General features: G+C 56.8%; 27 protein-coding genes. 11 read left to right on the top strand and 16 right to left on the bottom strand.

Annotation, left to right across the window (positions count from 1 at the left end):
* Nucleotides 1-36 precede the first annotated feature (36 nt).
* On the bottom strand, nucleotides 37-1,002 hold the full coding sequence (locus C1J04_RS16995; protein WP_037953462.1) for a hypothetical protein: 966 nt from the start codon (nucleotides 1,000-1,002) through the stop codon (nucleotides 37-39).
* A gap of 458 nt (nucleotides 1,003-1,460) precedes the next feature.
* Here C1J04_RS16995 and C1J04_RS16990 point away from each other — a divergent pair, with 458 nt between their 5' ends.
* Complete coding sequence (locus C1J04_RS16990; protein WP_009824324.1) at nucleotides 1,461-4,727, top strand: ATP-binding protein; 3,267 nt, start codon at nucleotides 1,461-1,463, stop codon at nucleotides 4,725-4,727.
* Between the two features lie 11 nt (nucleotides 4,728-4,738).
* On the opposite strand, the gene C1J04_RS16985 is transcribed toward C1J04_RS16990, so the two are convergent.
* On the bottom strand, nucleotides 4,739-5,167 hold the full coding sequence (locus C1J04_RS16985) for a flagellar motor protein (protein WP_009824325.1): 429 nt from the start codon (nucleotides 5,165-5,167) through the stop codon (nucleotides 4,739-4,741).
* A gap of 3 nt (nucleotides 5,168-5,170) precedes the next feature.
* On the bottom strand, nucleotides 5,171-6,040 hold the full coding sequence (motA, locus tag C1J04_RS16980; RefSeq protein WP_005849072.1) for a flagellar motor stator protein MotA: 870 nt from the start codon (nucleotides 6,038-6,040) through the stop codon (nucleotides 5,171-5,173).
* A 183-nt stretch (nucleotides 6,041-6,223) separates the two neighbouring features.
* Between motA and C1J04_RS16975 the strand changes: the two genes are divergently transcribed.
* Nucleotides 6,224-6,751 (top strand): flagellar motor protein, encoded by a 528-nt coding sequence (locus C1J04_RS16975; RefSeq protein WP_221227978.1) that lies wholly within the window; start codon nucleotides 6,224-6,226, stop codon nucleotides 6,749-6,751.
* Here C1J04_RS16975 and C1J04_RS16970 read toward each other — a convergent pair whose 3' ends face one another.
* From C1J04_RS16970 to C1J04_RS16960, 3 genes are all read right to left on the bottom strand, one after another.
* Nucleotides 6,752-7,936 carry a flagellar motor protein MotB gene (locus C1J04_RS16970; RefSeq protein ID WP_009824327.1) on the bottom strand — a complete coding sequence of 395 codons (1,185 nt, stop codon included), beginning with the start codon at nucleotides 7,934-7,936 and terminating at the stop codon, nucleotides 6,752-6,754.
* A gap of 138 nt (nucleotides 7,937-8,074) precedes the next feature.
* On the bottom strand, nucleotides 8,075-8,632 hold the full coding sequence (locus C1J04_RS16965) for a MucR family transcriptional regulator (protein WP_254655094.1): 558 nt from the start codon (nucleotides 8,630-8,632) through the stop codon (nucleotides 8,075-8,077).
* Between the two features lie 99 nt (nucleotides 8,633-8,731).
* Nucleotides 8,732-8,974 (bottom strand): hypothetical protein, encoded by a 243-nt coding sequence (locus tag C1J04_RS16960; RefSeq protein ID WP_009824328.1) that lies wholly within the window; start codon nucleotides 8,972-8,974, stop codon nucleotides 8,732-8,734.
* 297 nt (nucleotides 8,975-9,271) lie between these two features.
* Here C1J04_RS16960 and C1J04_RS16955 point away from each other — a divergent pair, with 297 nt between their 5' ends.
* From C1J04_RS16955 to C1J04_RS16935, 5 genes are all read left to right on the top strand, one after another.
* Nucleotides 9,272-9,952, top strand: a complete 681-nt coding sequence (locus C1J04_RS16955; protein ID WP_009824329.1) for a winged helix-turn-helix domain-containing protein — start codon at nucleotides 9,272-9,274, stop codon at nucleotides 9,950-9,952.
* 353 nt (nucleotides 9,953-10,305) lie between these two features.
* Nucleotides 10,306-10,761 (top strand): hypothetical protein, encoded by a 456-nt coding sequence (locus C1J04_RS16950; protein WP_009824330.1) that lies wholly within the window; start codon nucleotides 10,306-10,308, stop codon nucleotides 10,759-10,761.
* A gap of 163 nt (nucleotides 10,762-10,924) precedes the next feature.
* Nucleotides 10,925-11,326 carry a flagellar biosynthesis regulator FlaF gene (flaF, locus tag C1J04_RS16945; RefSeq protein WP_009824331.1) on the top strand — a complete coding sequence of 134 codons (402 nt, stop codon included), beginning with the start codon at nucleotides 10,925-10,927 and terminating at the stop codon, nucleotides 11,324-11,326.
* 5 nt (nucleotides 11,327-11,331) lie between these two features.
* Nucleotides 11,332-11,751, top strand: a complete 420-nt coding sequence (locus C1J04_RS16940; protein ID WP_009824332.1) for a flagellar biosynthesis repressor FlbT — start codon at nucleotides 11,332-11,334, stop codon at nucleotides 11,749-11,751.
* A gap of 9 nt (nucleotides 11,752-11,760) precedes the next feature.
* Nucleotides 11,761-12,585: a DUF1217 domain-containing protein gene (locus C1J04_RS16935; protein ID WP_009824333.1), complete on the top strand. Its 825-nt coding sequence runs from the start codon at nucleotides 11,761-11,763 to the stop codon at nucleotides 12,583-12,585.
* On the opposite strand, the gene C1J04_RS16930 is transcribed toward C1J04_RS16935, so the two are convergent.
* The 5 genes from C1J04_RS16930 to fliF all read right to left on the bottom strand — a co-directional run bounded on the left by C1J04_RS16930 (nucleotide 12,586) and on the right by fliF (nucleotide 17,208).
* The gene (locus C1J04_RS16930) at nucleotides 12,586-13,581 is read right to left on the bottom strand and encodes a flagellar motor switch protein FliG (protein WP_114865666.1); all 996 of its coding nucleotides are present in this window, start codon (nucleotides 13,579-13,581) and stop codon (nucleotides 12,586-12,588) included. It lies immediately after the preceding gene.
* A gap of 126 nt (nucleotides 13,582-13,707) precedes the next feature.
* Nucleotides 13,708-14,532, bottom strand: coding sequence for a flagellar type III secretion system pore protein FliP (gene fliP / locus C1J04_RS16925; RefSeq protein WP_005849053.1), 825 nt, complete (start codon nucleotides 14,530-14,532; stop codon nucleotides 13,708-13,710).
* Complete coding sequence (gene fliN, locus C1J04_RS16920) at nucleotides 14,532-14,876, bottom strand: flagellar motor switch protein FliN (protein WP_009824335.1); 345 nt, start codon at nucleotides 14,874-14,876, stop codon at nucleotides 14,532-14,534. The genes fliP and fliN overlap by 1 nt, the downstream gene beginning before the upstream one ends.
* Nucleotides 14,876-15,517, bottom strand: coding sequence for a FliH/SctL family protein (locus C1J04_RS16915; protein ID WP_009824336.1), 642 nt, complete (start codon nucleotides 15,515-15,517; stop codon nucleotides 14,876-14,878). Before C1J04_RS16915 ends, fliN begins: the two co-directional genes overlap by 1 nt.
* A complete protein-coding gene (fliF, locus tag C1J04_RS16910) occupies nucleotides 15,514-17,208 on the bottom strand; it encodes a flagellar basal-body MS-ring/collar protein FliF (protein ID WP_009824337.1) in 1,695 nt (564 codons plus the stop codon). The genes C1J04_RS16915 and fliF overlap by 4 nt, the downstream gene beginning before the upstream one ends.
* 135 nt (nucleotides 17,209-17,343) lie before the next feature.
* On the opposite strand from fliF, the gene C1J04_RS16905 reads away from it, so the two are divergent.
* From C1J04_RS16905 to C1J04_RS16890, 4 genes are read left to right on the top strand one after another with little or no spacing between them, the layout of a single operon-like run.
* Nucleotides 17,344-17,982 carry a flagellar basal body-associated FliL family protein gene (locus tag C1J04_RS16905; protein ID WP_009824338.1) on the top strand — a complete coding sequence of 213 codons (639 nt, stop codon included), beginning with the start codon at nucleotides 17,344-17,346 and terminating at the stop codon, nucleotides 17,980-17,982.
* A gap of 9 nt (nucleotides 17,983-17,991) precedes the next feature.
* Nucleotides 17,992-18,948: a flagellar motor switch protein FliM gene (locus tag C1J04_RS16900; RefSeq protein WP_009824339.1), complete on the top strand. Its 957-nt coding sequence runs from the start codon at nucleotides 17,992-17,994 to the stop codon at nucleotides 18,946-18,948.
* Entirely contained in the window at nucleotides 18,929-19,303 is a 375-nt protein-coding gene (locus C1J04_RS16895; protein WP_005849045.1) for a hypothetical protein, read from the top strand. The genes C1J04_RS16900 and C1J04_RS16895 overlap by 20 nt, the downstream gene beginning before the upstream one ends.
* Nucleotides 19,304-19,306: 3 nt before the next feature.
* Nucleotides 19,307-19,969 (top strand): MotE family protein, encoded by a 663-nt coding sequence (locus tag C1J04_RS16890; RefSeq protein ID WP_037953464.1) that lies wholly within the window; start codon nucleotides 19,307-19,309, stop codon nucleotides 19,967-19,969.
* Here C1J04_RS16890 and C1J04_RS16885 read toward each other — a convergent pair.
* The 5 genes from C1J04_RS16885 to C1J04_RS16865 all read right to left on the bottom strand — a co-directional run bounded on the left by C1J04_RS16885 (nucleotide 19,966) and on the right by C1J04_RS16865 (nucleotide 25,010).
* Entirely contained in the window at nucleotides 19,966-21,093 is a 1,128-nt protein-coding gene (locus C1J04_RS16885) for an EscU/YscU/HrcU family type III secretion system export apparatus switch protein (protein WP_005849043.1), read from the bottom strand. The genes C1J04_RS16890 and C1J04_RS16885 overlap by 4 nt on opposite strands.
* A gap of 2 nt (nucleotides 21,094-21,095) precedes the next feature.
* Nucleotides 21,096-21,851: a flagellar biosynthetic protein FliR gene (locus C1J04_RS16880; RefSeq protein ID WP_005849041.1), complete on the bottom strand. Its 756-nt coding sequence runs from the start codon at nucleotides 21,849-21,851 to the stop codon at nucleotides 21,096-21,098.
* 6 nt (nucleotides 21,852-21,857) lie between these two features.
* Nucleotides 21,858-23,948, bottom strand: a complete 2,091-nt coding sequence (gene flhA, locus C1J04_RS16875) for a flagellar biosynthesis protein FlhA (RefSeq protein WP_009824341.1) — start codon at nucleotides 23,946-23,948, stop codon at nucleotides 21,858-21,860.
* Between the two features lie 2 nt (nucleotides 23,949-23,950).
* Complete coding sequence (locus tag C1J04_RS16870; protein WP_254693886.1) at nucleotides 23,951-24,592, bottom strand: lytic transglycosylase domain-containing protein; 642 nt, start codon at nucleotides 24,590-24,592, stop codon at nucleotides 23,951-23,953.
* Nucleotides 24,593-24,740: 148 nt separating this feature from the next.
* Nucleotides 24,741-25,010, bottom strand: coding sequence for a flagellar biosynthetic protein FliQ (locus C1J04_RS16865; protein WP_005849035.1), 270 nt, complete (start codon nucleotides 25,008-25,010; stop codon nucleotides 24,741-24,743).
* Nucleotides 25,011-25,032: the final 22 nt, after the last annotated feature.

The raw sequence follows: 25,032 nt of genomic DNA, 5'->3' as shown, positions 1-25,032 counted from the left end.
TGCGGCGAGGCATGCCGCTTTGACAGGGCAAACCAGTTAACTTTGACGCATACCTCCTTTCGTTGCCGGGCTTTTGCCCCACAAGAGGGCATCTATTGTTGTGGCTCCCATGTGGTCTGCCATCGCGCCGACCACAGTCTCGTTCACGCCGCTCAGGAAGTTCACAAGTTCCGTCAGCGTCAGCTCTTCGAGCAGCAGCTTGAGCGTGCCGGCACCGACATTGTGCAACAGCTCGTCCAGTTCTTCGGCCTCGAGCACATTCAACAGACGCGTCGCGGCAGGGGTGTCGAGGTTTGCAAGCAACACCGCAGCGCTACCGACACCAAAGGCGCGGTCGAATTCATCGGTGCCGAGGGCGGTCACAAAGGCGTCGATCTCGGCCGAGGTCGCGTTGTTCAGCGCGTCGGCCAGTTTGAAGGCTGTCTGCCCTTCGGCAGAGAAATCAAACACAGCGTCGATCAGATCTTCGGCCTGGGCAGCGGCACCAACGAAGACCGCGCGGGCCCCGTTTTCCATCGTGATGATGACGTCACCGTCGCGCAAATCGCGGGCCCCGGTCAGGCACATGGCAGCGCGCAGATCGGCGCGGGAAGAAAACTGACCCAGGAAGGTGATCGCATCGCCGCGGGCGACGTCAAAGTTATTGACGACGATATGCGTGTCGGAGGGTACCACGATAAAGTCAGGCGTGGCGATGGTCATTGTCTCCTGGGTCAGGTCGGGATGTGCAGCCTGGGGCGAGGCCCAGACGTCCTGCACATGAGAGAAGCCAGCGTTGATCTGGATGGCCTGCGTTGGGTCCGCATCTGTCGGCATGACATAGCGAGCGCAGCGCATCCGGTCCGCCGCGAGTTTAAGCGCGGTGCTGTCGGCCGTGATGTCCAAGACGGAGTCGGTAGCGTTTCCCGACACATGGATGCCAAGTACTGCACCCAAAACCGCCTCGCGCAGGGAGGAGTTGTTGGCGATCTGGGCCAGTTCTAGGAATGTTGCGTTTGCCATCGTCTTCACCTTGGATTTGTTTCAGCCTGTGTTTGGTAGCTGTTAAGATGAAATTAACGCTAAATCCCAAGGGCGTCGCGGGCCTAGGCGGGTAGTCCAAAGCAGCTTGTGGCTATGGCGCTATTCCAAAGGATAGGTACCTGCTGCTGCAGTGGCACTATTCGCCCTGCCCTGCAGGCAGAAACGGAGTTTACCATTGCCAAAAAAGCCCGCCCCGCCTAGCCTTTTCGCAACTGCAAAAAGCGCCCGATCAACGAGGCGCAGCAAAAAACGCAGTGAGAGCAGTAGTGAAAGGACAGCACCAGACGACATCCAGCTTGCCCTGTTCCGCAGCACATGCCGCGGGGGCGTAATGGAATCGATCGCTTTGGGTGCTTTTACAAGTGGTTTGACGTTGTGATGTTTGATAGCAGGAGGCGGGCTTTGACTATGCTTTCCGGTGTCCGCAAAGCGACGAGATGAACCAGAAAGAGAATATGGCGGGCGCTAAAATCGTGAAACAGGCATGGGGCAAGCTGCGTCAAACGCTTTTGGGTGCCGCTATCGCCCTGATCGGTGCACTGCAACCGGCGGCTGGTCAGCAGGCCGACACGATGGATGCGCCCCGTGACATCACCATCGGTATTCTCGCCTCCGAAGGGATCACCCGCGCGCTGGACAGCTGGTTGCCAATGGCCGCCGCGCTGAACACCGCCGCACAGGGCGCAGAACTGAACTACCGTTTCAAGATCGCGCCTTACACCGACGCCACAATGATCAATAAAATCTCGCAAGGCGCGCTGGATTTCTTCCTTGTCGATCCCGCGGCCTTTGTCGTGGCAGAGGTCGAAAGCAACGCCCGCCCGCTGCTCTCTGTCGCACAGATGTGGGAAGGACAGGTTTATGATAAAACCAGCGTCGTCGTCTTTACCACCGCTGACAGCGATATTCGCGCCATCCCGGATATCGCGGGTCGCAGCATCATGGGGGTGTCGGCCGACGAAATGACCGGCTGGAAGCTCGCGCTGCAAGAGTTTCGCAAGTACCGGCTGGATATCAACGATATCGCGTCCCGCGCGCTGTTTTCGGGCGGGAACCAACGCGAGGTCGTCTATGCCGTGCAAGCCGGTCTGGTGGATGTGGGCGTCGTGCGCGCCGGTGTGCTCGAAGCGCTGGCACGCGACGGCGTGATTGATATGAACGATTTCCGCCCCGTGTCCCCTGTCGATCATCCAGGCTATCCGTTCTGGGCCAGTACCATGTTGTATCCTGATTGGGTGTTGGGGACGATCCCCGGCGTGCCGCAGGCGGCGTTAACCATTCTTGTCGACACCCTGCTGGGTCAGGATACCGGCAGCCCAGAGGCGATTGCCGCCGGTGGCACCGTCTGGCTGCCCCCGCAAAATTATCAATCCGTACACGAGCTGCTGATCTCTTTGCGCGCACGCCCCTACGAGAATTACCTGCAACGTTCCGCCTTGCGCATTGCATCAACCTACAAGTGGCTGGTGTTGGGCACGCTGCTGTTGATCGTATTCTCGCTGTTGTTCCTGATTTTCCAGCTGCGCGAAAACGCGCGACAGGCCCACGCCCGCAAGGATGTGCTGAAGTCGGAGGTTCGATCCAAGCAATTTTATCGCAACGCGGTAGAGGCCCATACCGTGTTCTGCATGCTGAACCAGAACGGCGCGATCACCCATGTGAACGACCAGTTTGTCCAAGCCAGCGGCCGGTCCCGCGAGGCGCTGATCAGCACGCCGTTGGTTGATGTCATGGATGCCGGCAATCGCGGTGTGCTGACGGGCGATGTCTTGCCCGCCATGATGTCGGGCACCCCGTGGAAAGGCACCATCGTTCTGCATAAAACCGACGGCAAGGCGGTCTGGCTGCAATGTAGCTTTATTCCGATCACCGACGGCGAAAAACAGCTGCGCGAGATCGCGATTGTCGCCTCGGATATGACCAAGACCCGCGAAGGCGTGTCAGAGGCGCGGTTCAACAACACGTTGGAACTGTTGCAGGATCATGTCGTTGTCTTCCAGCCGCAAACCTATGCGGTAATGTATGCCAATGCATCGGTCGCACGACACCTGATGCGACATGATGAAAGCGACGACTGGCGCGGCAAGAGCCTGTCCGACCTGATTGGCAAACGGGATTATGACAGTCTGCGCGAACGCTGCGCCGGCCTTATCAAGGGGCCAGAGCGGCGCGTCACCTGGGAGGTCGAGGCGAAATCAGGCATCACCTACGACATCAGCCTTGAATATGTCTGCCCCGCCCAGGACGAACCGCGCTTCATCGCGATCTACCGCGATGTGTCGCAGCGCAAGGTGGCCGAAAAAGCAAAGACCGAATTCCTGTCCACTGTCAGCCATGAATTGCGCACGCCGCTGACCTCTATCAAAGGGGCCTTGGGGCTTGTGCTGTCAGGTGCGACGGGGCAGTTGCCTGACAAGATGAAGGGGCTGATCACCATCGCCGCCTCAAGCTGTGACCGGCTGATCCTGCTAATCAACAGTATTCTGGATATGGAGAAAATCGAAACCGGCACGCTTGATTTCCGGATGAAGACGCTGAACCTGTCCGAGACGCTGAATACGGCGCTGGTGCCGAACCAGCTTTACGCCGAACGCGCAGGTGTATCGTTGCGCCGTGTCGATACCCCCGATGACGATGTAATGCTGACCTATGGCGACTCTAAACGGTTGGTGCAGGTGCTGGATAACCTCTTGTCCAACGCGGTGAAGTTTTCGGAACACGGCGGGGAGATCCTGATCGCCCTGCACGCGGTCGGGGATCAGCTGCGCATTTCGATCCGCGACTTCGGCACCGGTATCCAGGCTGCCGCGCAGGCGTCGGTGTTTGAAAAATTCACCCAAGGCGACAGTTCTGACAGCCGATCCAAGGGGGGCACAGGGCTGGGGCTGACCATCGCCAAAGTCATCATCGATCACCATCAGGGGCAGATCACGTTCTTCAGCCGCGAAGACGTGGGGACAGAAATTATCATCTCCCTCCCCCGTCTCGCGCAAGAGGACGCGCCGGCACCCGACACGCCCGTGCAAGTCGCCCCGCCAACGGCCTTTTCTGCCGCATTGGAACAGCAGGCCCGCAAGACGCCGTCTGTCATCAAAAAGACCGCCGCGGAACATCTGGTGCAACAGATCACGCGCGCGGGATACGGACCGGAGTTCGAGCTTGGCAAAGCCGACGTTGGACGTCTGGCCGCAGGTGTCGAAATCGTCGGCGCGCCGTTGCTGAATAAATGGATCACCCAGAACGAACGCGACACGCTCTCGCAGTTGATCGGCGCGGGCGCGATTGCGGATGCGGCGGTCTGTGTGATCGAAGCCGCCTCGGATACGGATCACAGCGCGGCGGGCAGCGCATCCACCGCTGTGGCTCAGCTGCGGGCATGGTTCGCCACCTGTGCCGAACCCATCGGCAATCCCGCGCAACCGCTGACCATCGCGGCGGTCGATCACCCGGATGTTGCCAGCTGGCTTGAAACCGAAAGCATCGTGACCTTTGACGATACTGCGGATCTCGCAAAATCAGTCGCGACGTCGCAGGCGGATGTCGTGCTGACCTTTGCCATCAACGACGGGTCGGCCAGCGTCATGGCGGTGCCAACCTCGCAAGGTTTGATGCCCTCGGGCTGGCCGGTCTGCGTGCTGGTCATCCGGAATGTAGAGAACAAGAATTCGCTGGGTGTGGTGTCAAAATTCAGCAGCGGGCGCTAAGGTAAAAAGCGTTACCGGCGCTGCAACGCAAACAGCGCGCGCGACGCGTCGTCTAGTGCGGCCTGTTCTGCCCTGTCAGCATCGGCTTTCGCCTCGGTTTGCGCTTTTGACAGCACTGTTTGCGTGGTCTTAAGCGCGCGGAACTGCGCAAAAAGCGCATCCTCTAGCGTGTCGATCTGCCCTGTCAGCGCATCCCCCTCCGCCGCCAAGCCACGTTGTTGCCGGTCAACCGAGGATAGGTAGGCGGGCAAATAGGCCTGTGTTTCCAAGGTGCTGCCCGTCTGTTCAGCAATCGCCCGCTGGGTCAGCGCCGCACTTTGTTCCGTCAGCGATGTTTGCTGTGCCCGCAGGCCCGAAAGCTGTGCCCCGATGGCATCCAGCTCGTGTTGCCGGATGGTGTTGATCAGCTTGAGCGCAGCAATCTGACGGCGTCCGGCCATGGGTTATGCGGCCTCTGGCATCTGTTTGCGGGCCTCTTCCATCTCGTAAAAGCTGGGCTGCAGGCTGGTGGGAATGTTGCCGCGCCCGATCTCGGTGCAGATCGCGGGCGAATGGCCATGCAGGATCGCGATAAAGATGTCGCGGATCACGGCGTAGTAAATGCCGTCCTGCTCTTCGATGGCTTGCAGACGGTTGGCGACCGGGGAGACGAAAAGATAGGCAAGGAAAACCCCAAGGAATGTCCCGACCAACGCGCCGCCGATCATCGCCCCCAGAACCGCAGGCGGCTTGTCGATCGACGACATCGTCTTGATCACGCCCAAAACCGCCGCAACAATCCCGATGGCGGGTAGCGCGTCGGAGACGGTGGTCAGCCCGTGCGGGGCCACCAACGCTTCGTGGTGGTGCTTTTTCAGCTTGCGGTTAATGACATCTTCCGCCTGATAGGGGTCATCGAACTGCATCGCCAGCATACGGAAACTATCGGTGATCAGATCAATGGCAAAGTGGTCTTTCTGCAGCTTGGGGTACTGCGAAAAGATCGAACTTTCTTGCGGGTTTTCAATATGTTCATCCAGCGCGAGCATGCCATTTTGCTGGTACTTGCGGGCCAGCGTATACATGAGATTCAGTAGGTCCACATAGTCGCCCGAATTCCACTTGGGCCCCTTAAATGCCTTGACCAACGCACGCCCTGCCCCCGCGATATTAGCAAAGGAATTCGCCGCAATAAACGAGCCAAGCGCGGCACCGCCGATCATCATACCTTCGAACGGTAGCGCGTGGGTGATGATGCCCATGTCCCCGCCAGAGAGCATATATCCCCCAAAGACCATGCCCATCACGACCACGAAGCCCAGAATAATCGTCATTTGTTTTCCACTTGCAAGTTTCCAAGCACTTTAGGCATTTTCATTGGAATCTCAAGAACAGTTCATGTTCCTCCAAGTTTAAAAATTTGTCGCTCAAGACCAATTGCTATCTTTCCATGGTGTGACTAAGGTAAACTTCAGAATAAGCTGGAGAGTGCCGTGATCTCGGATGTTGAAACCACAATGATTGTCCTGATTGATGCGGACGATGTGAAATTCGCATTCTCGGGCTGGCCGGATCATATCTGCCTCGCGGCGTGCCTGTCCAGCTTTGGGACCTGCAGCATGATCGTGTTTCGCCGCGATGAACGCCACTTGATGCCGGATCGTTTGGTCAAACTGCTGAAGCTGCGCCGCGAAAACACCTGCTTTGTCCCCGAGGTCGACGGCTTCAAGACCAAGCAATTCCTCTATTCCGACGAACGCCGGTTGATGGCGCTGGTCGCATCGGACCCGGTGGTGCTGGAAGAAGCGGTCGATTACGCCGTGAACTACAACTACGCGCTGGAAGAAGGGCTGGACCCTGCCAAGATGCTCGGCCTTGATATTCCCACAGCCGACCCCGTGGTCGCTGCACCGCGCGGCACGATGGTAAATGAAGAAGCAAACCCCATGCTGCCAGAGTTCCTGCGCCGCTCGGTCGAACGATCCCGCCGGCCGATCTTTGCCAGCCGACGGGTCCCCACCTTGGGCGAGTTGATCAGAGCCTGATCACCGCAGCGCGTTGCGCAGGTTCAAGAATACATCATCCTTCAAAGGTGCCGCCACAGGATCGACATTCTGTGCGACCCGTTGCACCTCGCCACTGTTTTGTGGTGCTACGGGCGCAGGGATCGACGCCTTATATAGCTTCTCGCCGGTCTCGGCTGGCGGTGTCGCCGCATCAATCTGCGTCGGGGCTACGTCATCGCCGGCATAGTCCTCGACCTTCTGATATTGAACCGACACCGTGATCCGACGGTTAGACGCGTCGGTCGGATTTTCGGGCACCAGCGGCGCGGTATCGGCAAGGCCCGACACGCGGATGATACGATCACGTGCAACGCCCGAGGCTTCGAAAACACGGCGCGTGGCGTTGGCGCGGTCCGAAGACAGATCCCAGTTGTCGTATTTCTGACTATTGGCAAAGCGGACAGCATCGGTGTGCCCTGACAGCGTGATTTTATTCGGCAGGCGCGCCAAAGACTTACCCAAATTCGCGAGCAGCTGATCTGTGGCACCCTGCATTTCGGCACGGCCACTATAGAACATCGGCTGCCCTTCCTGATCGATGATCTGGATCTGCAAGCCTTCGGGTGTTTGCTGGAAAATCAGGTTCTTCTTCAGCGGATCAAGGTCGGGATTCTCCTGCATCGCCTGCAAGATATCCTGCTCCAGCTTTTTGAACTTTTCATTGTCCAGCGCGTGCACATTATCAATGGTCGCATCGCCAGCCGACTTTGACCCATCGGATGCGGTTTGCGACGCGCTGGCAACATTGGCCGCGGCGGGGTTTTCATGGGCACCGTCTTCCGAGCCGATCTGCGTCTCATCCGGCACCGACGTCGCGGTTTCGTCGCGGATTTCCCACTTGGCCGAGGCCGGATCGTCGATTTTCCCAAGCTCGCTGCCACGGGCCACAATTGCCCCATTCGAAGCGGTCAATGTACCGGGTGGCCCCAAGGTCGCCCCGTCCAATACACCACTCCCGCCGGGCAGGGTCGCATTGGTAAAGTATTCGGCAATCCCGCGCAGCTTTTGCTCGTCCGCGCTCGAGAGAATCCACATCAGCAGAAAGAACGCCATCATCGCGGTCATGAAATCAGCATAGGCGACCTTCCAGCCGCCACCGTGATGTCCACCGCCTTCAATAACTTCTACTTTTTTAAATACGCGCGGCTGTGTCGTCGCTGCCATATGTCCTGCCTCTATTCTCGCGACCACGGGGGCCGGTTCGGCAGACGTGCTTCTGCACCGACTGCCTCAGAGACATGTATCGAGGGGGATTAGGTGCTCCGCAGGACAAAACGGTGGCAAAGGAAAGGCATTTGAACTTTACAGCTGCGACCCAAGATTTGCCTGCACCGCCTCGTCGCGGGCATAGCGACCAAGGCCGGCTTTCTTTGCATAATCCGCTTTGCGCAAAGAATAGTTCGGTGCAACGAGGGGATGATCATCATCAAGATTGAACTTGATCCGGTATTCGCTCTCGCTCAACCCGTGCTCTGCGCGCAGGTGACGCTTGAGCATGGTAAAGGATCGGCCGCAGCACAGGCAGGTGACGGAATCATCCGTAAACGACTCGGCAACCGGCACCGCGGGAATGGCGGTTTCAGTCGTAAACTGCGCTGCTACCTTGCTGATTTCAGCCTTGGCGGCTGCGGGCTGGAGCCCGGCAAGCGCGGCGGGAAGCGCCTGCGACAACGCCAGAATGTCTTGCACGGTTGCGGATTCACGGCCAGCGAATGCGGTAATCACGCGAATTGCGGCCTCGGAAACGGGGGGATCTGTAAACTCTGTCACTTTCGTATGCGCCTTTACTACGTCGGTGCGGGATGAAGCCTCGTGAACAAATCTTGGAAACTCTACTAGAATACCAGGATTGTCCGCCAACCTCACAAAAATTGTCAATGTCTCTTAAGTATAGGTTGGCCCGCCGCAAGGAATGGCGAAAGGACAACAACTTACGAACTCAAGATAAACTGCGGTGGATTAATTCAACCGGTGGCGGTCGGGATGCAAGCTCGGCAGGTCAGATGTGGCAAAACCTTGCCGTTTTGGACCACTCTCTGCGACTGAGGACAGAACACCCGACTTGGCCACAACTTCTGCCGCGTGAAGGATCACCGCGCGCATGTTTTCATCCTGCACCGCCTCGTCGCGCAAATGGACCAGCCGTTTGGCCGCCGCGAGCGCACGCCGCTTTGGCGCAACAATTTCAAGTATGTCTGCCATTTTCTAGCGCCTATTCTTGAGGTTCTCTCAGACGCGTTCTGCAGTCTGCAAGGATATACATAGCGTGGAAGGTTAAAGAATAGTGAACGTATGGCTTTTTCATGACAAGCAGGCCCAATTATTGCCGCATAACTCTGACTTTGATTTCGGCCACGGGTTCGTGCAACAAAGGGATAACCCAGCTCATCGCTACCTTTCCTAGTATATGGCCGTTATCATCGTGTCCTTTCCGCGTCTCGCCGCAATGCTATCCTTTTCCGAACATCCATCGGTCAACCCATTGGGGCAACGCGATAAATGACCAAGATTCTACTCGTCTCTACGTCACCTTCGGTGCGCAACGCCCTGAACTATTTATTTACGGTTATCCTAAAGTTCGACTTTGAATGTATAGACTTTGACGCCTGCGAAGATTGGCTACACAACAGCGAAAGCGTTAACGCCATTTTCGTCGATATGACCGAAGCGACCAGCAACCCGGCCCCGCTGATCAGCACGCTCACCACCCAAGCGCAGCCCGGAGTCGTGCTCGCGATACAAGAGCTGAAGGGGGCATGGGGTGCCGATGCGTTTGAAGCGGGTGCGATCGATGTCCTCACATGGCCCTGCAATCTGCGCGAGCTGTCTTTACGACTGAACCGACGCCTACCAACCCCTACGCCGTCAATTGAACAGCCTCAAGATGTGAGCTGGGATGTCGAAGCGTATATCGCCCTGCGCGCCGGATTAACGACGGCGGAAGCTCAGATCATGCGGGTATTATTCGCCCAAGACGGGCAAATAGTGACCCGCGATGCGCTTAGTCTCGCCGTGGAATCTCGGCCGTGGCGATATGGTGATCGGAAATTTGATGTCCACGTGGCGAAAATCCGTAAGAAATTTGCGGACACATTTGATGAACGTATTTCCGTCGAAACGGTACGCTCCAGCGGGTATATGCTGCGCACCTGCGGACTGAATGCATTCGATCCGACGTAAGGGGTGCCCGTACCTGGACGGCGAGAGAATCGCACCTTTTCGCGCTCACACTTGCCGCACATTCTCAACACATTTATTGTAAATTCGCATATGGGTGAACATGCAGCCATATTTTCCCCCGCCCACCAATACTTGTGCTGTGGATAACATTTCGCCCCATATTTGGTTCCCAAAAATATGGGTGATCGGGGGAATTTTGCCGAAATCACCGCAAGTGTCAGCGCAAAACCGCTGCGCTGATCCTTGTTGAAATTCAAGATCCGCTTGCGAAGTTTAACAAATCCGGAATTCAAAAAACCGTGTCGGGAAGATACCTTGGGGTTGCACACGCGACACTTGGGGAAGTTTTAACTATGCGTTCTGATTTGATGGGGCACATCTGGGGCGGTCGGCTGGAATTTTGCGCCGATCCCTGCAACACGCCCTTGGGCCGCATCCTGTCGTCACTGCTCGCGTCGCCGATCACCCGTTTCACCGTCGCCGCAGAGGACGCTGATCTGACCCCCTTCGCGATCTACGCCGGAGAAGAGATCATTTCCGGCGCTTCCTTGGCCGATGTTCTAGATCAGGAGTTTGGCCTTGATCTGGAAGATGACGCCATCGTTTTGATCGAACCCTGCGCCCAATCAGCCCTGACACCTGCGTGCCCCGTTCAACTTGGCCACCACATCGGCCATATCATCGTTTCCCTCGCCCAGTCCGAGCGTGACGGCACCGCCCCTAACGGCTTGCTTTCCGCTGATAATATCGCCCACAGCTTTCACCGTGAAATGCTGCGCGCGGTTACTCCGGGCCAGCACATTCATTAACACTGCGGCCCACCGAAAACCCCGCCACAGTGTGACATGCAAAGCATGATTTAAAACGAACTGCTGAGAATTGTCCTTGCTTTCAAGAAATTAAGGATTTTTTAATTCTCCCTTAACTCTGCCACCCTATAGTTGAACCGAGGCAGAATAAAAAGGCAGTGAAATGAGTGTAACCGCGTATAAGCGGACCATCTCGCACACCGAAGATCCGCGCCAGATTGAGCGTCGGATTTTGGCGAGCGTGACATCCAAACTTGAAAACAAATTCGAAGCATTTGACGGTGCTGCGGAAAAATCTCAAAAGCTTCAGATGCTTGCAGATGGCCTGCGAGACACCCTATGGGAGAACCAGCGCGTTTGGCTCACGTTCAAGGCCGATTTGGCCGAGAAGGATAACGGGCTGACGGCCGATTTGCGCGCTGCGCTGATCTCGCTGGCTCTTTGGGTGGAAAACCACACCAAAGCGGTCCTGTCAGGGTCTAAAAATGTGAAGCCTTTGATTGATATTAACCGCAGTATTATCAACGGTCTGAGCGGACGGGCTGCAAAAGTCGCGGCGGAGTAAGCTTTATGGCGCTGCGATTAACCCTGAAACCGAACGAGCGGATCCTGATTAACGGCTGTGTCGTGCGCAACGCCGATCGCCGTCAGATGATTGTGATCGAGAATCAGGCTGACATCGTGCGTGAAGCCGATCTGCTAAAAGAGGATGAAGAGCGCACCCCTGTAAAAGAGGTCTATTTCTTCATCCAGACCGCCTTGCTTGAGCCATCGACCCGTAAAAAATTGGTGTCGATCATTCAAAGGAAACTAGGCGCGCTTGCGCCGGTTTTCCACGACGAGATGGCCAGCCACATTTTTGAAGCCGCGGCTCACGTGTCTTCTGCTGACTTCTACAAAGCGATGCGCACATTGCGCCCCCTGATCGAATATGAAGAAAAATTGTTCAAAATGATCCGGGAAACGAACACAGCCACGGCGGCGGAATAGGGTTAACCTATGATCAGCATTTCAGGTTTAGGCAGCTCCACCGCGCTCAAGCTGATTGACGCAACGCGGGACAAACAGCTTGATCTGATGCGTGATTCCGCCGCCAACAAACGCGCGGAAGAAGCGTTTCGCAACAGAATCGGCGACATCTCCAGCCCGGAAGAGCTGATCGCGGATTTCGAGGTCTACAGTTTTGTGATGCGGGCCTTTGACCTGGAAGACCAGATTTTCGGCAAAGGGCTGATCCGCAAAATGCTGGAATCCGATCCGGTCGAACCTTCATCCCTGCTGAACCGACTGACCGACAGCCGCTTCCGCGAAATGCATCTGGCCCTTGGCTTCACGACAGAGGCAGGTCCGCAGACCCCTGATTTGACGGACCCGGATTTCCTAAATGATGTGACGACGCGCTTCTATAATCGGCAATACATCAACGAAAATGACGCCCAGAACGAGACCGTGGGCACGGTGCTGGAATTTCGTGACAAGTTTAGCGGTATTAATAACTGGTTCGAAGTACTGGCCAACGAGAAGTTGACTAACTTCTTCCAAGTCGCCTTGTCACTCCCCGAACAGATGTCTGCCCTTGATCTCGACAAACAAAAGGCCCTTCTCGCTGATAAATTCGACCTCGAAAAACTGGCGGATCCGGCGGAGCGTGAGAATCTGATCGCGCGCTACGTTGCCATTTCAGATGCCGTTAACCCACAGGGATTTCAGGCAAATTCAATAGCGCTTGATCTACTGCAGTCTTATAATCTGGGCGGCCAGTTCGTGCCGATCACAATCGATGTGACGGCTGTCACATTCTCTGCATCTCGCCTGTATCGCTGATCAGCTCGGCATATCCGACATCATATCGTCGTCGTTTTCGGGCAAGGACACCTCCCCTTCCGACATCAAACGCAATGCGGCTTCGACCAACTGAGCCTGCGCGCCTTTAACATCTTTGGACCGGACAGGGCCCATTGAAGACATTTCATCCTGCAGCATTCCGCGTGATCGCGAAGGCAGGGACGCCAGGAAATGTTCACGCACTTCCTTCTTGGCACCACGCAGCGCCATCGGCAGGGTATTCCCGCTCACTTCGCGCATGATTTTACCCAACATCATTTCGTTGAATTTTACCAAATCGTCAAAAACAAACATTTTTTGCTTGATCGACAAGAGCTTATCAGGCTGGCGCTCTTCCAGGTTGCGGGTGAGATTAACCAACATATCTTCATCGAGTTTGTTGAAAATCGACACCAATTGGCTCTCGATCCGGGCTTCAGCGCTGTTCCCGGCCTTGGCCAACACATCTTCACGCAATGTGTTTTCGATATTCTGAATCGTATCGATCGGCAGCTTGTCCATGCCCATGATGCGCTCGATCAGATCGGCGGCTCGTTCGGCCCCCAAAAGCGGCAATACCTTCGCTGCGACGTCAGGCCGGATTCGAGTCAGGATGACCGCGATCGTCTGGTTGTGTTCCTTCTGAAGAAAGGCGACCAACTCCTTCTCGTCCAGATCCGATAGGTCTTTCCAAACGTTATCGATCTTTTTGCCGTCAATTTCCTGCAAAATTTCAGCAACACGATCTTCGGGGAGAAATTCTTTCAGCAATCCGCGCGCAGCATCAATCGAGCCGACCACACTACCGCTGTGATTCACTTTTTCATCAAATTCCGCGATGATTTCTTCGACGATACCGGCGTCGACTTCGCCCATCGTCGAGATAGCGGTAGTGATCTGGCGGATCTCATCAACATCAAGCTGCTGCATGATCGCGCCGCCCCTCTCCTCGCCCAAACACAGGAAAAGGATCGCCGATTTCTGCGCGCCGGACATGTGGCGATGTTTGCGAAGGGGTACAAACTGGTTCATGAGATCGTCGATTCCCGCAGGCTGGATATTATCGCACAAGGATAGCCGAAACTATTCTTGTTTGACATGGCTATTTATGACCGCGGCGGTTTATCCGGACACGTAGGATTGAATCAGCGATCCAGCCAGCATGTACCACCCATCGATCAGTACGAAAAAGATGACCTTGAAGGGCAGCGAAACCAACACGGGCGGCAGCATCATCATGCCTGCGCTCATCAAAACCGATGCCACGATCAGGTCGATCGCGATGAATGGAAGGTAAATCAGAAAGCCGATGGTAAACGCGCGACGCAGTTCCGAAATCATGAAGGAGGGCACCAGCACCCGCCAGCTTGGCAGCGCAGCAGGCCCGTCCGAGGGCGGCGAGGCTTCATCCGCAATATCAGTGAAAAGCTGGAGATCCTTGTCGCGCGTATTAACCAACATGAAGTTGTAAAACGGCTCGGATATATTGCGCACGGCCTGCTCTTCGATGATGGCGTTTTCCATCAAGGGGACCAGCCCGCCCTCCCACGCATCCTCGAACACCGGCTGCATCACAAAGAAGGTCATGAACAGCGCCATAGCGTTCAACACGATGTTCGGTGGCGTTTGGTTCAGCCCAAGCGCAAGCCGTAACATCGAGAAAACAATGACAAATCTGGTGAAGCTCGTGACCATCACCAAAAGCCCCGGTGCCACGCTGAGGACCGTAATGATCGCGAAGAGCTGGATCAGACGGCCCGACAGGCTGGCCCCCTCGTCCGTGCCCGGGGTGACGTCGCCGAAAGCCGAAGAGAGGTCCCGCACCATGCTGCCAAGGTCTGCCTCTTGCGCCCATCCGGTCGATGCGGATGCAACGACACCGGCCAAAACCAAGGCCAGACCACACATCACGCGCGGTGCAAACAGGGGCAGCAAACGGGGGGACATCAGATTTCTGAGACGAAGTCTTTGACGATCTCACGCAGCGCAACTCCAAGGGAATCCCCCTGCACGCGCACCAGATCACCGCGCGCGACCATGCGATCGTTAATCATGATGTCGACGGGTTCACCCACGCGGCGGTCAAGCTCGATCACCGACCCTTTGGTCAGGTTCAGCAGCTCCGAGATCGGCATACGGCTGCGCCCCAGAACGACACGAACGTCTAGTTTGACACCAAAGATCGCATCAAGGCTTTTGCCATCCAGCCCCGCCGGCGCTTTGGTTTCTGCATCCTGAGGGGTGCTGTCGGTCAGGTCTGCTTGGGTTTTATCCTGGTCATTATGTAGCATTATTCAGCAATCCTTGTGGTTGCGGTCAGTTCAACGGCGGCGGTTTGCAAGGCGCTGCGCACGGCCGTGGTTGCCTCGTCGAGATCGTATTCCAGCTTCCCGCCCTGCCAGACGACCCGCGCCGCACCACGGGGAAGGTCGCCATCCGCGACAATCTTGATCGACGCGGCGTCTGTTGATGCAGGTAGCCAAACCGGCGGCTCGGCCTGCAGCCGTGCGGCGACTTCGGGGCAGGCGGTGATGGACAGAACCGGTGTACTGCGGCTTAGGGCGACGCTTTCACGGATGCGACCAATGGCCAGATCGACGCCGTAGTTTTGCAGCAACTCTGGTACAAGCCGGTCGCCGATGCCGAGGAAGAGTTCCACGATATCAGTCTCTGTTGCGCGACACTGTCTCGTATCTTGCGCGATCAGCGCGTCAAGCTGCGCACGGATTTCAGCACTCTCCGCCTCTAGTCGTGCATCCTCTTGCGCGTCAAACTCCGCCTTTGCATCTTGTTGACCGACGGCGCGCCCGGCATCAAAGCCCTGCTTGCGCGCTTCGGCGAGACGCAGGTTCAGCTCTTCCTCGTCGATTGTAGTGACGGGCGCCGCGGGGGCATTGTCGCTGTCAAAATTTCGGGCGAAAAGATCGATCATGCGCCTGCCTCGGCAGGAAGCCACGACCGGATCACGCGCAGAACCTCTTGGGGTTTCTCATCTGCAAGCTGTTGGATCGTCTCGATCTTTTTCTTGTGCAGATTCCCACGGATGCCCTCCTTGCGCACGTATTCAGCCACTTCCGCAGCTTCGATATCATCATCCGTGACAGTCAACGGGTCGTCATCCTCGGCAATATCCGCGACGGCTGGCGTGGTGCCAGGCAGCTTGGGGCGCTGGCCTTCCGCTGTCAGTGCCGCCGGTTCGGCGGCCTTTTCTGCGGTCAGGGCGGGATCTTCGTAGCTGTTGAGCTGATCCCCTTCGCTGAATTTACGCAGCATGGGCCGTACGCCAAAGACGAGGATCAGGCCGACAACCAGCAGGGCCAGAACACCGCGCACAATAGACACGACATTATCGGTCAGCTCATCCCCGATAGATTTGTCGATCGGATCGCCAAGATCCATCGAATAATCCATGAACCGCATACTATCGACAGAGACACTATCCCCACGTGTAGTGTCGAATCCGACGGCAGTTTTGACCAGCTCCCCAAGCCGCGCGAGCTCTTCCGGCGTGCGTTCGGCGTAAATCACATCGGACCCGTCAACGTTGTAGATCCCGTTCACCAGAACCGCGACGGACATGCGCCGCACGTCGCCGGCTTCGCGCACGATCTCGCGGCGCGTGTTGCCGATCTCATATTGCACGATCTCGTCGGCCTCGGACCGACGGGTCGATGTCCCTGCCCCATTGCCATCGGCCAAAGCGGCAGGGATGTTGTTTTCCACACCGACGTTGCCTGCCTCTTTCGTGCCGGTCTGGTCTTCGGACTTCGTCTCGGTCGACCGCACGACCTGCTGGTCGGGGTCGTATGTCTGCTCGACAATGACTTCGCGCTGCGTGGTCAATTCGACGTTCACATGGACGCGCGCATTCCCCGCGCCGACCCGCGCTGTCAGGATGTTCTGTATCTCTTGCGACAGGCGGTCTTCAATGCCTGCTTTAGCGGATTGGACGCCGCCTTGGCTGCTGCCGTCCGGCCCTTCCGCCAGGATCGTCTCGCCACTGGCCGACAGAACGGTGACGCGCGAAATATCCAGATCAGCAACGGCAGAGGCGACCAGATTGCTGACCGCCACGGCCTGCTTGCGGGTCACCGCACGGCCGGATTCGGGGCGCAGGATGATAGAGGCACGCGGCGCTGGCGCATCGCGGGAGAAGGGCTCGCGGTCGGGCAACACCAGATGAACCCGCGCAGACGAGATCCCGTCAAGCGTCTGGATGGAACGGGCGAGCTCCCCCTCCATCGCGCGCATCTTATTGATCTTCTGCAGGAAGGAGTTCATCGCCAGCCCGCTGCTTTCGTCGAACAGCTCCCATCCCGGATCCCCATCGATGGGCATGCCGGTCTCCGCCAAAACCATACGCGCCCGCACCGCGTCCCCGCGGGGAACAGAGATGCTGGTGCCGTCTTCAGAGACCATCGCATTGAAGCCGGCGTTTGCCAGCGTCGCCTCGATCGAATTTGCGGAGGTGATCGACAGATTCGAATAGAGCGGCGCGTAGTCCGGACGGGTCACGGCACCAATGCCGAGAATCATCAACAGCACCACACCAATGCCCGCCCCGCCAAGCATCATGAGCTTGTTTTTACCGAGCGACTTGAGATTGTCGATTAATCCTTGCATGGGGCCCCTCAGCATCGATTTGTTGTGAATATATTGATCAATTCATGCCTCAAGGCAAGTATTAAACAATTTTTAACCTTGTGTTTTTGCCCTTAAAAGGGGAATGTGGCATTAACACCAAGTTAAGGTTTCCACATGGCCGACAAAGCGAAAAAAAAGCCAGCTGCGGCAAAGCAGGCCGCCTCTGCTGACGCAGCGGACCGGCCACGCGGGTCGCGCAAAATGCTGATCGCGGCCGCGCTCATGTGCGTGGTATCCTTGGGCGGCGGCTTTTTCCTTGCCCGTGCGGCCTACGTCAAAGACGCCGAAGCCTTCGAGCCCGAGTATAAAAGCGAAGAAGCCGATCAGACGGACACCAAGGATGATCACGCCGACACGGAAGATCATGGTAAAGACGATCACGCCAAGGACGAGGGTGATGCCGAAGACCACGCCGACGATACCAAGGCCGCAAGCACAGGGCTGATCGATCTGGGCGAGATGTTGACCAACATCCAAGGTTTCGATCAGAACGGCACGCCGACATCGGCGTTTCTTAAGGTGAACCTCATGGTCGCCTACCGGCCCGATGCGGGCGCGGACAAGCTGATGGTCGAACGCCAGCCCTTCATGCGCGATCTTTTCAACGGCTACCTGCGTGGGCTGACCGAAAACGACGTGCGCGGCATGGCGGGCATTCTTTATATCAAGGCCGAACTGCTGAAACGGGCGCGCGCCGCCGTGGGCAGCGATCTGCCGCAGGAAATCCTGATCAAAGACCTGATCGTGCAGTAGGAGGCGGCGATGAGCGAGAGCGACACAACAGCACGGCGACCCGACGAAGCAGGCAGCACCCTGATCGACGAGATCATCCGCATGTCGGATTTCACCTTTGATCGCCTGCCCATGCTCGACATCATTGGCGATCGCATGGTCGAAAACCTGTCGGTTGCCCTGCCCGACCTGATGCGCGCCATGTGTGAAGCCTCACTTGCCTCGCTTGACTATATCCCCATGGGCAAAGTGATCGAAGGGCTGCCCAAGCCTACGTTTCTGGCCGTTGGCACAGGTCACCCCTTTGTCGGTGAAATCCTTGTGGTGATGGATCAAACGGTGCTTATGACCGCGGTTGAACTGATGCTGGGCGGGAACGCCAAGAACGTCGATCTCGACAACACCGATCCCTTTACCGCGATCGAGCTTGGCTTTGGCGAACGGCTCGCCTCTGCCGTCTTTGCCGAGTTGGAGCGGTCTTTGTCGGTTGTGGGGGCTGCGAACCTCGAACTCGATCGCATCGAAACCGAGGCCGAAGGTGCCGCGATTGCCAAAAACACAAGCCTTTGCGCGCGGTTACGGCTGTCGTTGACCCTGGCAGGGAATACCGGGAACCTTGATCTTGTTATCCCCTATGACGCACTTGAACAGATCTTGCCCGACTTGGGTAAAGTCTATTTCGGCGACCGTATGGTGTCGCAAGACCAGTGGCGCGGGTTGATCGGGGCGCAGATCGAACGGGCGAACGTCGATCTGGATGTCGTCCTGTCCGAAAACGTCTTTCCGCTCCAAAAAATCATGTCATGGCGGCCCGGCGACACCATTGATTTCGGCATCGAGGAAGGCCGCGATGCCACTGTGACCTGTGCCGACACCCCGATGTTCAACGTGTCGTTGGGCAAACGCAACAACGGCTATGTGGCTGTGCAAATTACCGAAAAGCTGGAAATTCTGGAGGACCACGAAGATGATGGCAACGATAATTGACAGCCTGATCGTCGTATTACTGATCGGCAGCATCGGCTATGGCTACGTGGTTTCGATGAAATTGCGCAAGTTGACGGCGACGTTGAAACAGCTTGAACCGCTGGTCGAACAATTCTCCTCTGCGGTCGATAAATCCGAACAATCTGTGCACCACATGCGCGAAAGCATCGAAACCGCGCAACGTGCGCCGGCCCCCGTCGAAGCGCCTCCCCCGCCCGAAGAAACAGCCGCCTCTTTCGCCAGCCGCCGCGCGACCAAGCAAGCGCCGGCAGAACGCAATGGCGTGCGCGTGGTACGGGATAAAAAAGAGATGGTGCGCGCGTTTTTCGAAAATTCTTCTGCGGCAAAGGGCTGATAGATGTTTGGACCAGGTATGTTGAACGGGAAAATTATCCTTGGGGGGCTGGCCCTGACACTCTGCGCCAAAGCCGCGCTATCCTTTCCTGACTTGCCCTTGTTCAAGGATAGTGCGCTGCCGCAGCAGCCGATGGTCGTTCTTGCCGCTGAAACCAAAGAGGAAACGGGCCTGCAACCGGTTCAGGATGCACCGCCGCTGGTGGGCAACCTGCCCGAACTTTCAAACGGCTGCGAAGCGCCCGAAGACGTTTTGATCTCGCTCACGAAAGAACGCGAATTGGTGCGGTTGCAGCAGGAAGAGCTGGAAAACCAACGTGCTGAATTTGCGCTGGCCCGCGAACGGCTTAACATCGAAAAAGCATCTCTGACCGAGCTCAAGACCTCTATCGAGGATCTGCTGGGCCGCGTTGATGCCGCGCAGACCGAAGACCTTGATCGTCTGATCCAGCTTTACACGAATATGAAGCCGACCGATGCGGCGCGTATCATGGATGATCTGGACATCGAGACGACGATTATGATCCTTGGCACCATGAAGCCAAGAACAGCCGCCCCTATCCTTGCAAAGATCCCGCCTGTACGGGCGCGCGCCGTCTCCAAAATCATTCTGGAACGTTCGCAGCTTCCGGCGGATCAAGATCTTACAGGTATCAAGCTTCGTTAATATGGATCGGTCCGCAGGGTAGACCCCTGCGGTGCCGCCCGCTTTTTATTGTTGCGCAGGTCAAAGACGAAGCTGATGATCTCGGCGACAATTTCCCAATGGGCGACGGGAATGACCTGATCGACGTCGATCTCGTCATACAGCATTCGCGTTAACGGTTTATTCTCGATCATCGGAATATCGTGCTCCGCAGCCACTTCGCGGATGCGCCGCGCCAGATGATCTGCGCCTTTGGCGATACAGACCGGGGCCATATCCTGCGCCGGGTCGTATTTCAGCGCGATCGAATAGTGGGTCGGGTTGGTCAGAATGACATCCGCCAAAGGCACAGCAGTGATTGTACGCTGTTGTGACAGCTCACGCCGGCGACGCGCCCGTTTCTGCCGGATTTCGGGAGAGCCTTCGGATTCCTTATGTTCGTCCTTGATGTCTTTCTGGCTCATCCTTTGCTTGCGCCGCCAATCAAAACGACGCCACAGAATGTCGGCAATCGCGATTGGCACAAGCAGAATTGCAGCCGCAATTAACAGCTTAACAGCAGCGGCGGTCAGATAGCCGGGCAGATGCTCGGGGATAAAGCCCGACGAGGTCCAGATGCGCCGCACCGCTTCATTCGTGAACCACACGGCAAGCCCACCGATTGCCAAGACTTTGACGATACTTTTCGCGAATTCGACCAGCGCATTCGCCGAAAAAAGACGCTTCAACCCTTCCAGCGGTGATAATTTGGAAAGCTTTGGTTTGATACGCTCTGCCGCGACGACGGTTTCACCCTGAATCACAGCGCCAATCGCGCCGCCCAAGAACAAAACGCCAAAGATAGGAAGGACTGCCCATACGATCATATAGAAGAATTCGCTCATGATTTGCCCCAGCCGGATCACCCCCGGCTCTCCCGTGGCGACCATCAGATTTGGGGAATGGTCCAGCAGAACCGACAGCGCGACGACGATTTGCGGGGCCTGATAGGGCAAGACCAAGGCGGCGATCCCCAACATCGCCACGACAACGACCATGTTCCCCGTCTCCTTTGAAGACGGGACATCCCCTTTCTTGCGCGCGTCCTTAAGCTTCTTTTCGGTTGGCTCTAGGGTCTTTTCCGTGCTGTCGCTATTCTCGGCCATGATTAGATCCTAAAGCCCATGATCCACTCCTGGAATCGCACTAGGAAGTAATCAAGCATGGCCGGCAGGGCGATAGCAAGGATCAGCAGCCCTGCCCCGATCAACAGCGATGCCGCCACGAAAAACACGGGCAGTTGTGGCATCATCCGGTTTGCCAGCCCCATGCCAAGGTTCAAAATCACACCCATCACAAAGAAGGGGGCCGCAATTGCCGTCCCGATGTAAAGGCTCGCACTCGCGACACGCAGTATTTGATCAGCAAGATCGGCGAGCACGAACTGTCCGGGCGGGAACACCTGATAGCTGGCAAGCAATGCGCGGATGATCAGATGATGGGTGTCTGTGACAAAGATCATCGTCACCGCGCTCATCAGCAGCAAGGTCGCCACCATCGTCGCGCCTTCAAACGACCCGAACGACGGGCCAAAAGCGTTTGCCAAACCAGACACCTGCCCGACCTGAAACCCCGCAAACTGAAGTGCTGACAACAGGATGCGCGCACAAAGACCAATCCACAGCCCGATCAGCACCTCGGCGCCCAACAGGAACACCGCGGTCACCGCGCTATCAGGCAGCGCGCTTGCAATGGGCGTCAGCGGAAGCAGGGAAAGACTGATCAGCACCGCCAAGGACAGCCGCGGGCGCACCGGAATCTGCACCTCCCCAAACCCGGGCATAAACATCAGCGCCGTGCCAATGCGGGCAAACACCACGAAAAAAGAGAAAAATAGTGTCGAGATGAAGGGTTCGATTGCCACGATCGGTTAACCGACGGTGCCAACAGTACGTAGCGACGCTTTGCGGTGGACTTCGTTGTGCGAAATCACTTGGGTCATGGGGCTCACCCGTTCGAGGATCGACCGGACGTAGGGCCGCGCTTGCGGGCTGACCAGAATGGCCGGCCATTCATCCGCGCTTGAAAACTTCTGGATTTCCTTGCGTACTGCAAGAACAAACTCCTGTACCCGCGACGGCGACATCAGGAAGGTTTCTTCCCCGTTCGCTTTAGAGATCGAACTCGCAAGCTCGCGCTCCCAATCTCCACCCAGATTTATGACCGGCACATATCCTTGGGAATCCTTCAAGGATTGGCAAATTTGTTTAGCCAGTTTGCTACGGGCGTGCTCGATTACTGTGCGGATATTCTTGGACGTGGCGCTTGCCTCCGCGACCGCTTCGATGATCATCGACAGATTTCGGATCGACACCCGCTCTGCTAGCAGCGCCTGCAAGACGTGCTGCAACATCACAGCCGAACTGCTGTCCGAGCCGCTTGAAAGCAGTTTCTGATATTCCTTGCCCTGCCCCTCGATCAATTCCTGCGTCGCGGCATAGGTCAGGATCTCGGGCATATGCTCCTTGATCACCTCGGTCAGATGCGTGGTGATCACGCTTTCCGGATCAACGACAGTCATCCCCATGAGCTCGGCTTCGGATGCGCGCGTTTCGTCAACCCAGATCGCTTCCAACCCGAAGGTCGGTTCGCGCGTGCGTTTGCCGGGAAGGTTGATTTCTTGCCCCGACGGGTTGATCACCATCATCATCATCGGGTCAACTTCCCCACGCGCGGCCTCCACCCCTTGCAGGGAAATGGCGTAGGTATAGGCGGGAAGCTCCGCATCGTCCTTGATCCGAACCAACGGCAAGACAAACCCGAAGTCCTTTATAAACAACGACCTCAGGCTTTTAACCTTACCCGGTAGCGCCGCATTGACCGAGGTAATCATCGGCACGAGACCAGAGCCGAGATCCAGCCGGACATCATCAACGCGCAGCATATCCGACAGCTTGTCTTCAGCACTCTCAACAGGTGCCGCGTCGCGCGCGGCGGCGAGCTTCTCGGCTTTGTCCCGCTCTACAAAGGACTTCTGCATGATATAGCCAAAGCCCGCCATCCCGGCAGAGAGCGCGAGAAAGATCATCAACGGAAAGCCGGGCAGCCAACCGATACAGAATGTCAGCCCCGCCGCGACATACAAAGCCTTGGGAAAATTGCTGAGCTGCCCCAAGACGGCTTCGTTCGCCGCACCCAGTGTTCCGCCTTTGGTCACCAACAAACCAGCGGCAAGAGACACGACCAACGCCGGGATTTGCGTGACCAAACCGTCACCGATCGTTAGCACTGTATAGCGGCTCATCGCGTCGCCCACGCTCAGTCCGTGGCTGATCATACCGATCATAATGCCGCCAAAAACGTTGATCAGCGTGATGATCAACCCTGCAACAGCATCCCCGCGGACGAACTTGGACGCACCGTCCATCGCCCCGAAGAACGCGCTTTCTTCCTCGACCGTTTTACGCCGTAGTTTCGCCTCCTCCTCCGTAATGGCACCGGCGCCGAGGTCAGCATCGATCGCCATTTGTTTACCCGGCATCGCATCCAGCGAGAATCGCGCCGCAACCTCCGCGATTCGAGTAGAGCCCTTAGTGATGACGATAAAGTTAATGATCACCAGAATTGTGAAAACAATAATGCCGATGATGAAGTCGCCGCCCAGAATAAACTGCGAAAATCCCTCGATGACATTCCCCGCAGCGCCCGGTCCGTTATGACCTTCACTCAAAATTAATCTGGTGGAGGATACGTTGAGTGCCAGACGCAGCATCGTGACGACCAGCAAAAGCGTCGGAAAGGAGTTAAATTCCAAGGGTGTACCGATCCACAGGGCCACCATGAGAATCAGAACGGACAACGCGAGGGAAATCGCCAAACCCAGATCCAGAAAGAACGGAGGCAACGGAATAAACAACATCGCCAGGATGAGAACCATCCCCACGGCGAACCCGATGTCGCGATTGGCACCGCTAAGCTTGGCAAAGCTGAAGGGCTGCGGATTTGTGTCTGGTGTCGCCACGCTCAGTTGACCTCTGCGTAATGGGGCAGGATGGGGGCCAACGCCTGCGTAGAATAGATAGACAGCGCGCCGCCCGCTTTGCCGGAGTTTGCACCGCTCAGATCGGCGCTCCAGTTGAAATCGGGCATCTCGCGGGTGACTGCAACCTGCTGCGGGGTGCTATTGCCCGGGCTAACATCGCTTTCAAAGCGGGTCAGGAATGCCTGGGCGATGCGCTGATTCTGCTGCAACTTCTGCAGATAAACAGCTTTGTAGCTGGGGTTAGACGAATGGTACCGGCCGGCAGCCTGCCACCAATCGCCTGTCTCGTGATATAGCGCGGTCAAAAAACGTGCGGCATAATCGACGTTATGCGCTGGCGTCGTCGCCTCTTCTAGCGAGGAGAACTGGTCGCCATGCCACCGTTGGTTAATCTGCATGCATCCCACATCCGTGGACCGGATGCCGCGGCCCTCTGTCTCGCGCACATGCGCTTCTAATGCGAGCTTGCTGCCAAAGAACGTGCCGGTACCGTTTGTGTTTGCGGTCCACGGCCATACCACCAGCTTGTTGTTCACCTGACGTCCAGCTTCCTGAATCCCGATCGCCAACAATAGGTTACCGGGAATGTTATAGCGCTGTTCAGCCGACAGGATCTCGTCCACGCAGACGCGCATCGGATTTGAGGTGGCGTTTTGCCGACCCAACTTCACGGCAGGAGCGGATGACGTGTAAAACCCCGTCCAACCGCCTTTGTCCGCCAAGGCAGAGATGGGCAGCAAGAGAACCATGAACAAGACGGTGAGGCGCACCCTAGAGCCCCCCGTTGGAGACAAGATCGAACACCCGGTCCGAGAGCCCGACAAGTGTCGAAAAAATAAATGGAATGCTGATGGCGAGCGTCACAAAAATCGCAGCGATTTTGGGCACGAACGTTAGCGTCATTTCCTGAATCTGTGTCAAAGCCTGGAAAAACGCGATGGCAAGCCCGACGCCAAGCGCCACAACAAGCACAGGTGCCGATCCGATCAATGTTACGGTTAACGTCTGCCGGATGATTTCGTAGATAGTGACAGAATCCACAGCGGACCTCCGAAAAACATGG

Origin of the sequence: Sulfitobacter sp. SK025, from assembly GCF_003352105.1 — a bacterium.
Taxonomy (GTDB): domain Bacteria; phylum Pseudomonadota; class Alphaproteobacteria; order Rhodobacterales; family Rhodobacteraceae; genus Sulfitobacter; species Sulfitobacter pontiacus.
This window is presented reverse-complemented; position numbering and strand designations above follow the sequence as displayed.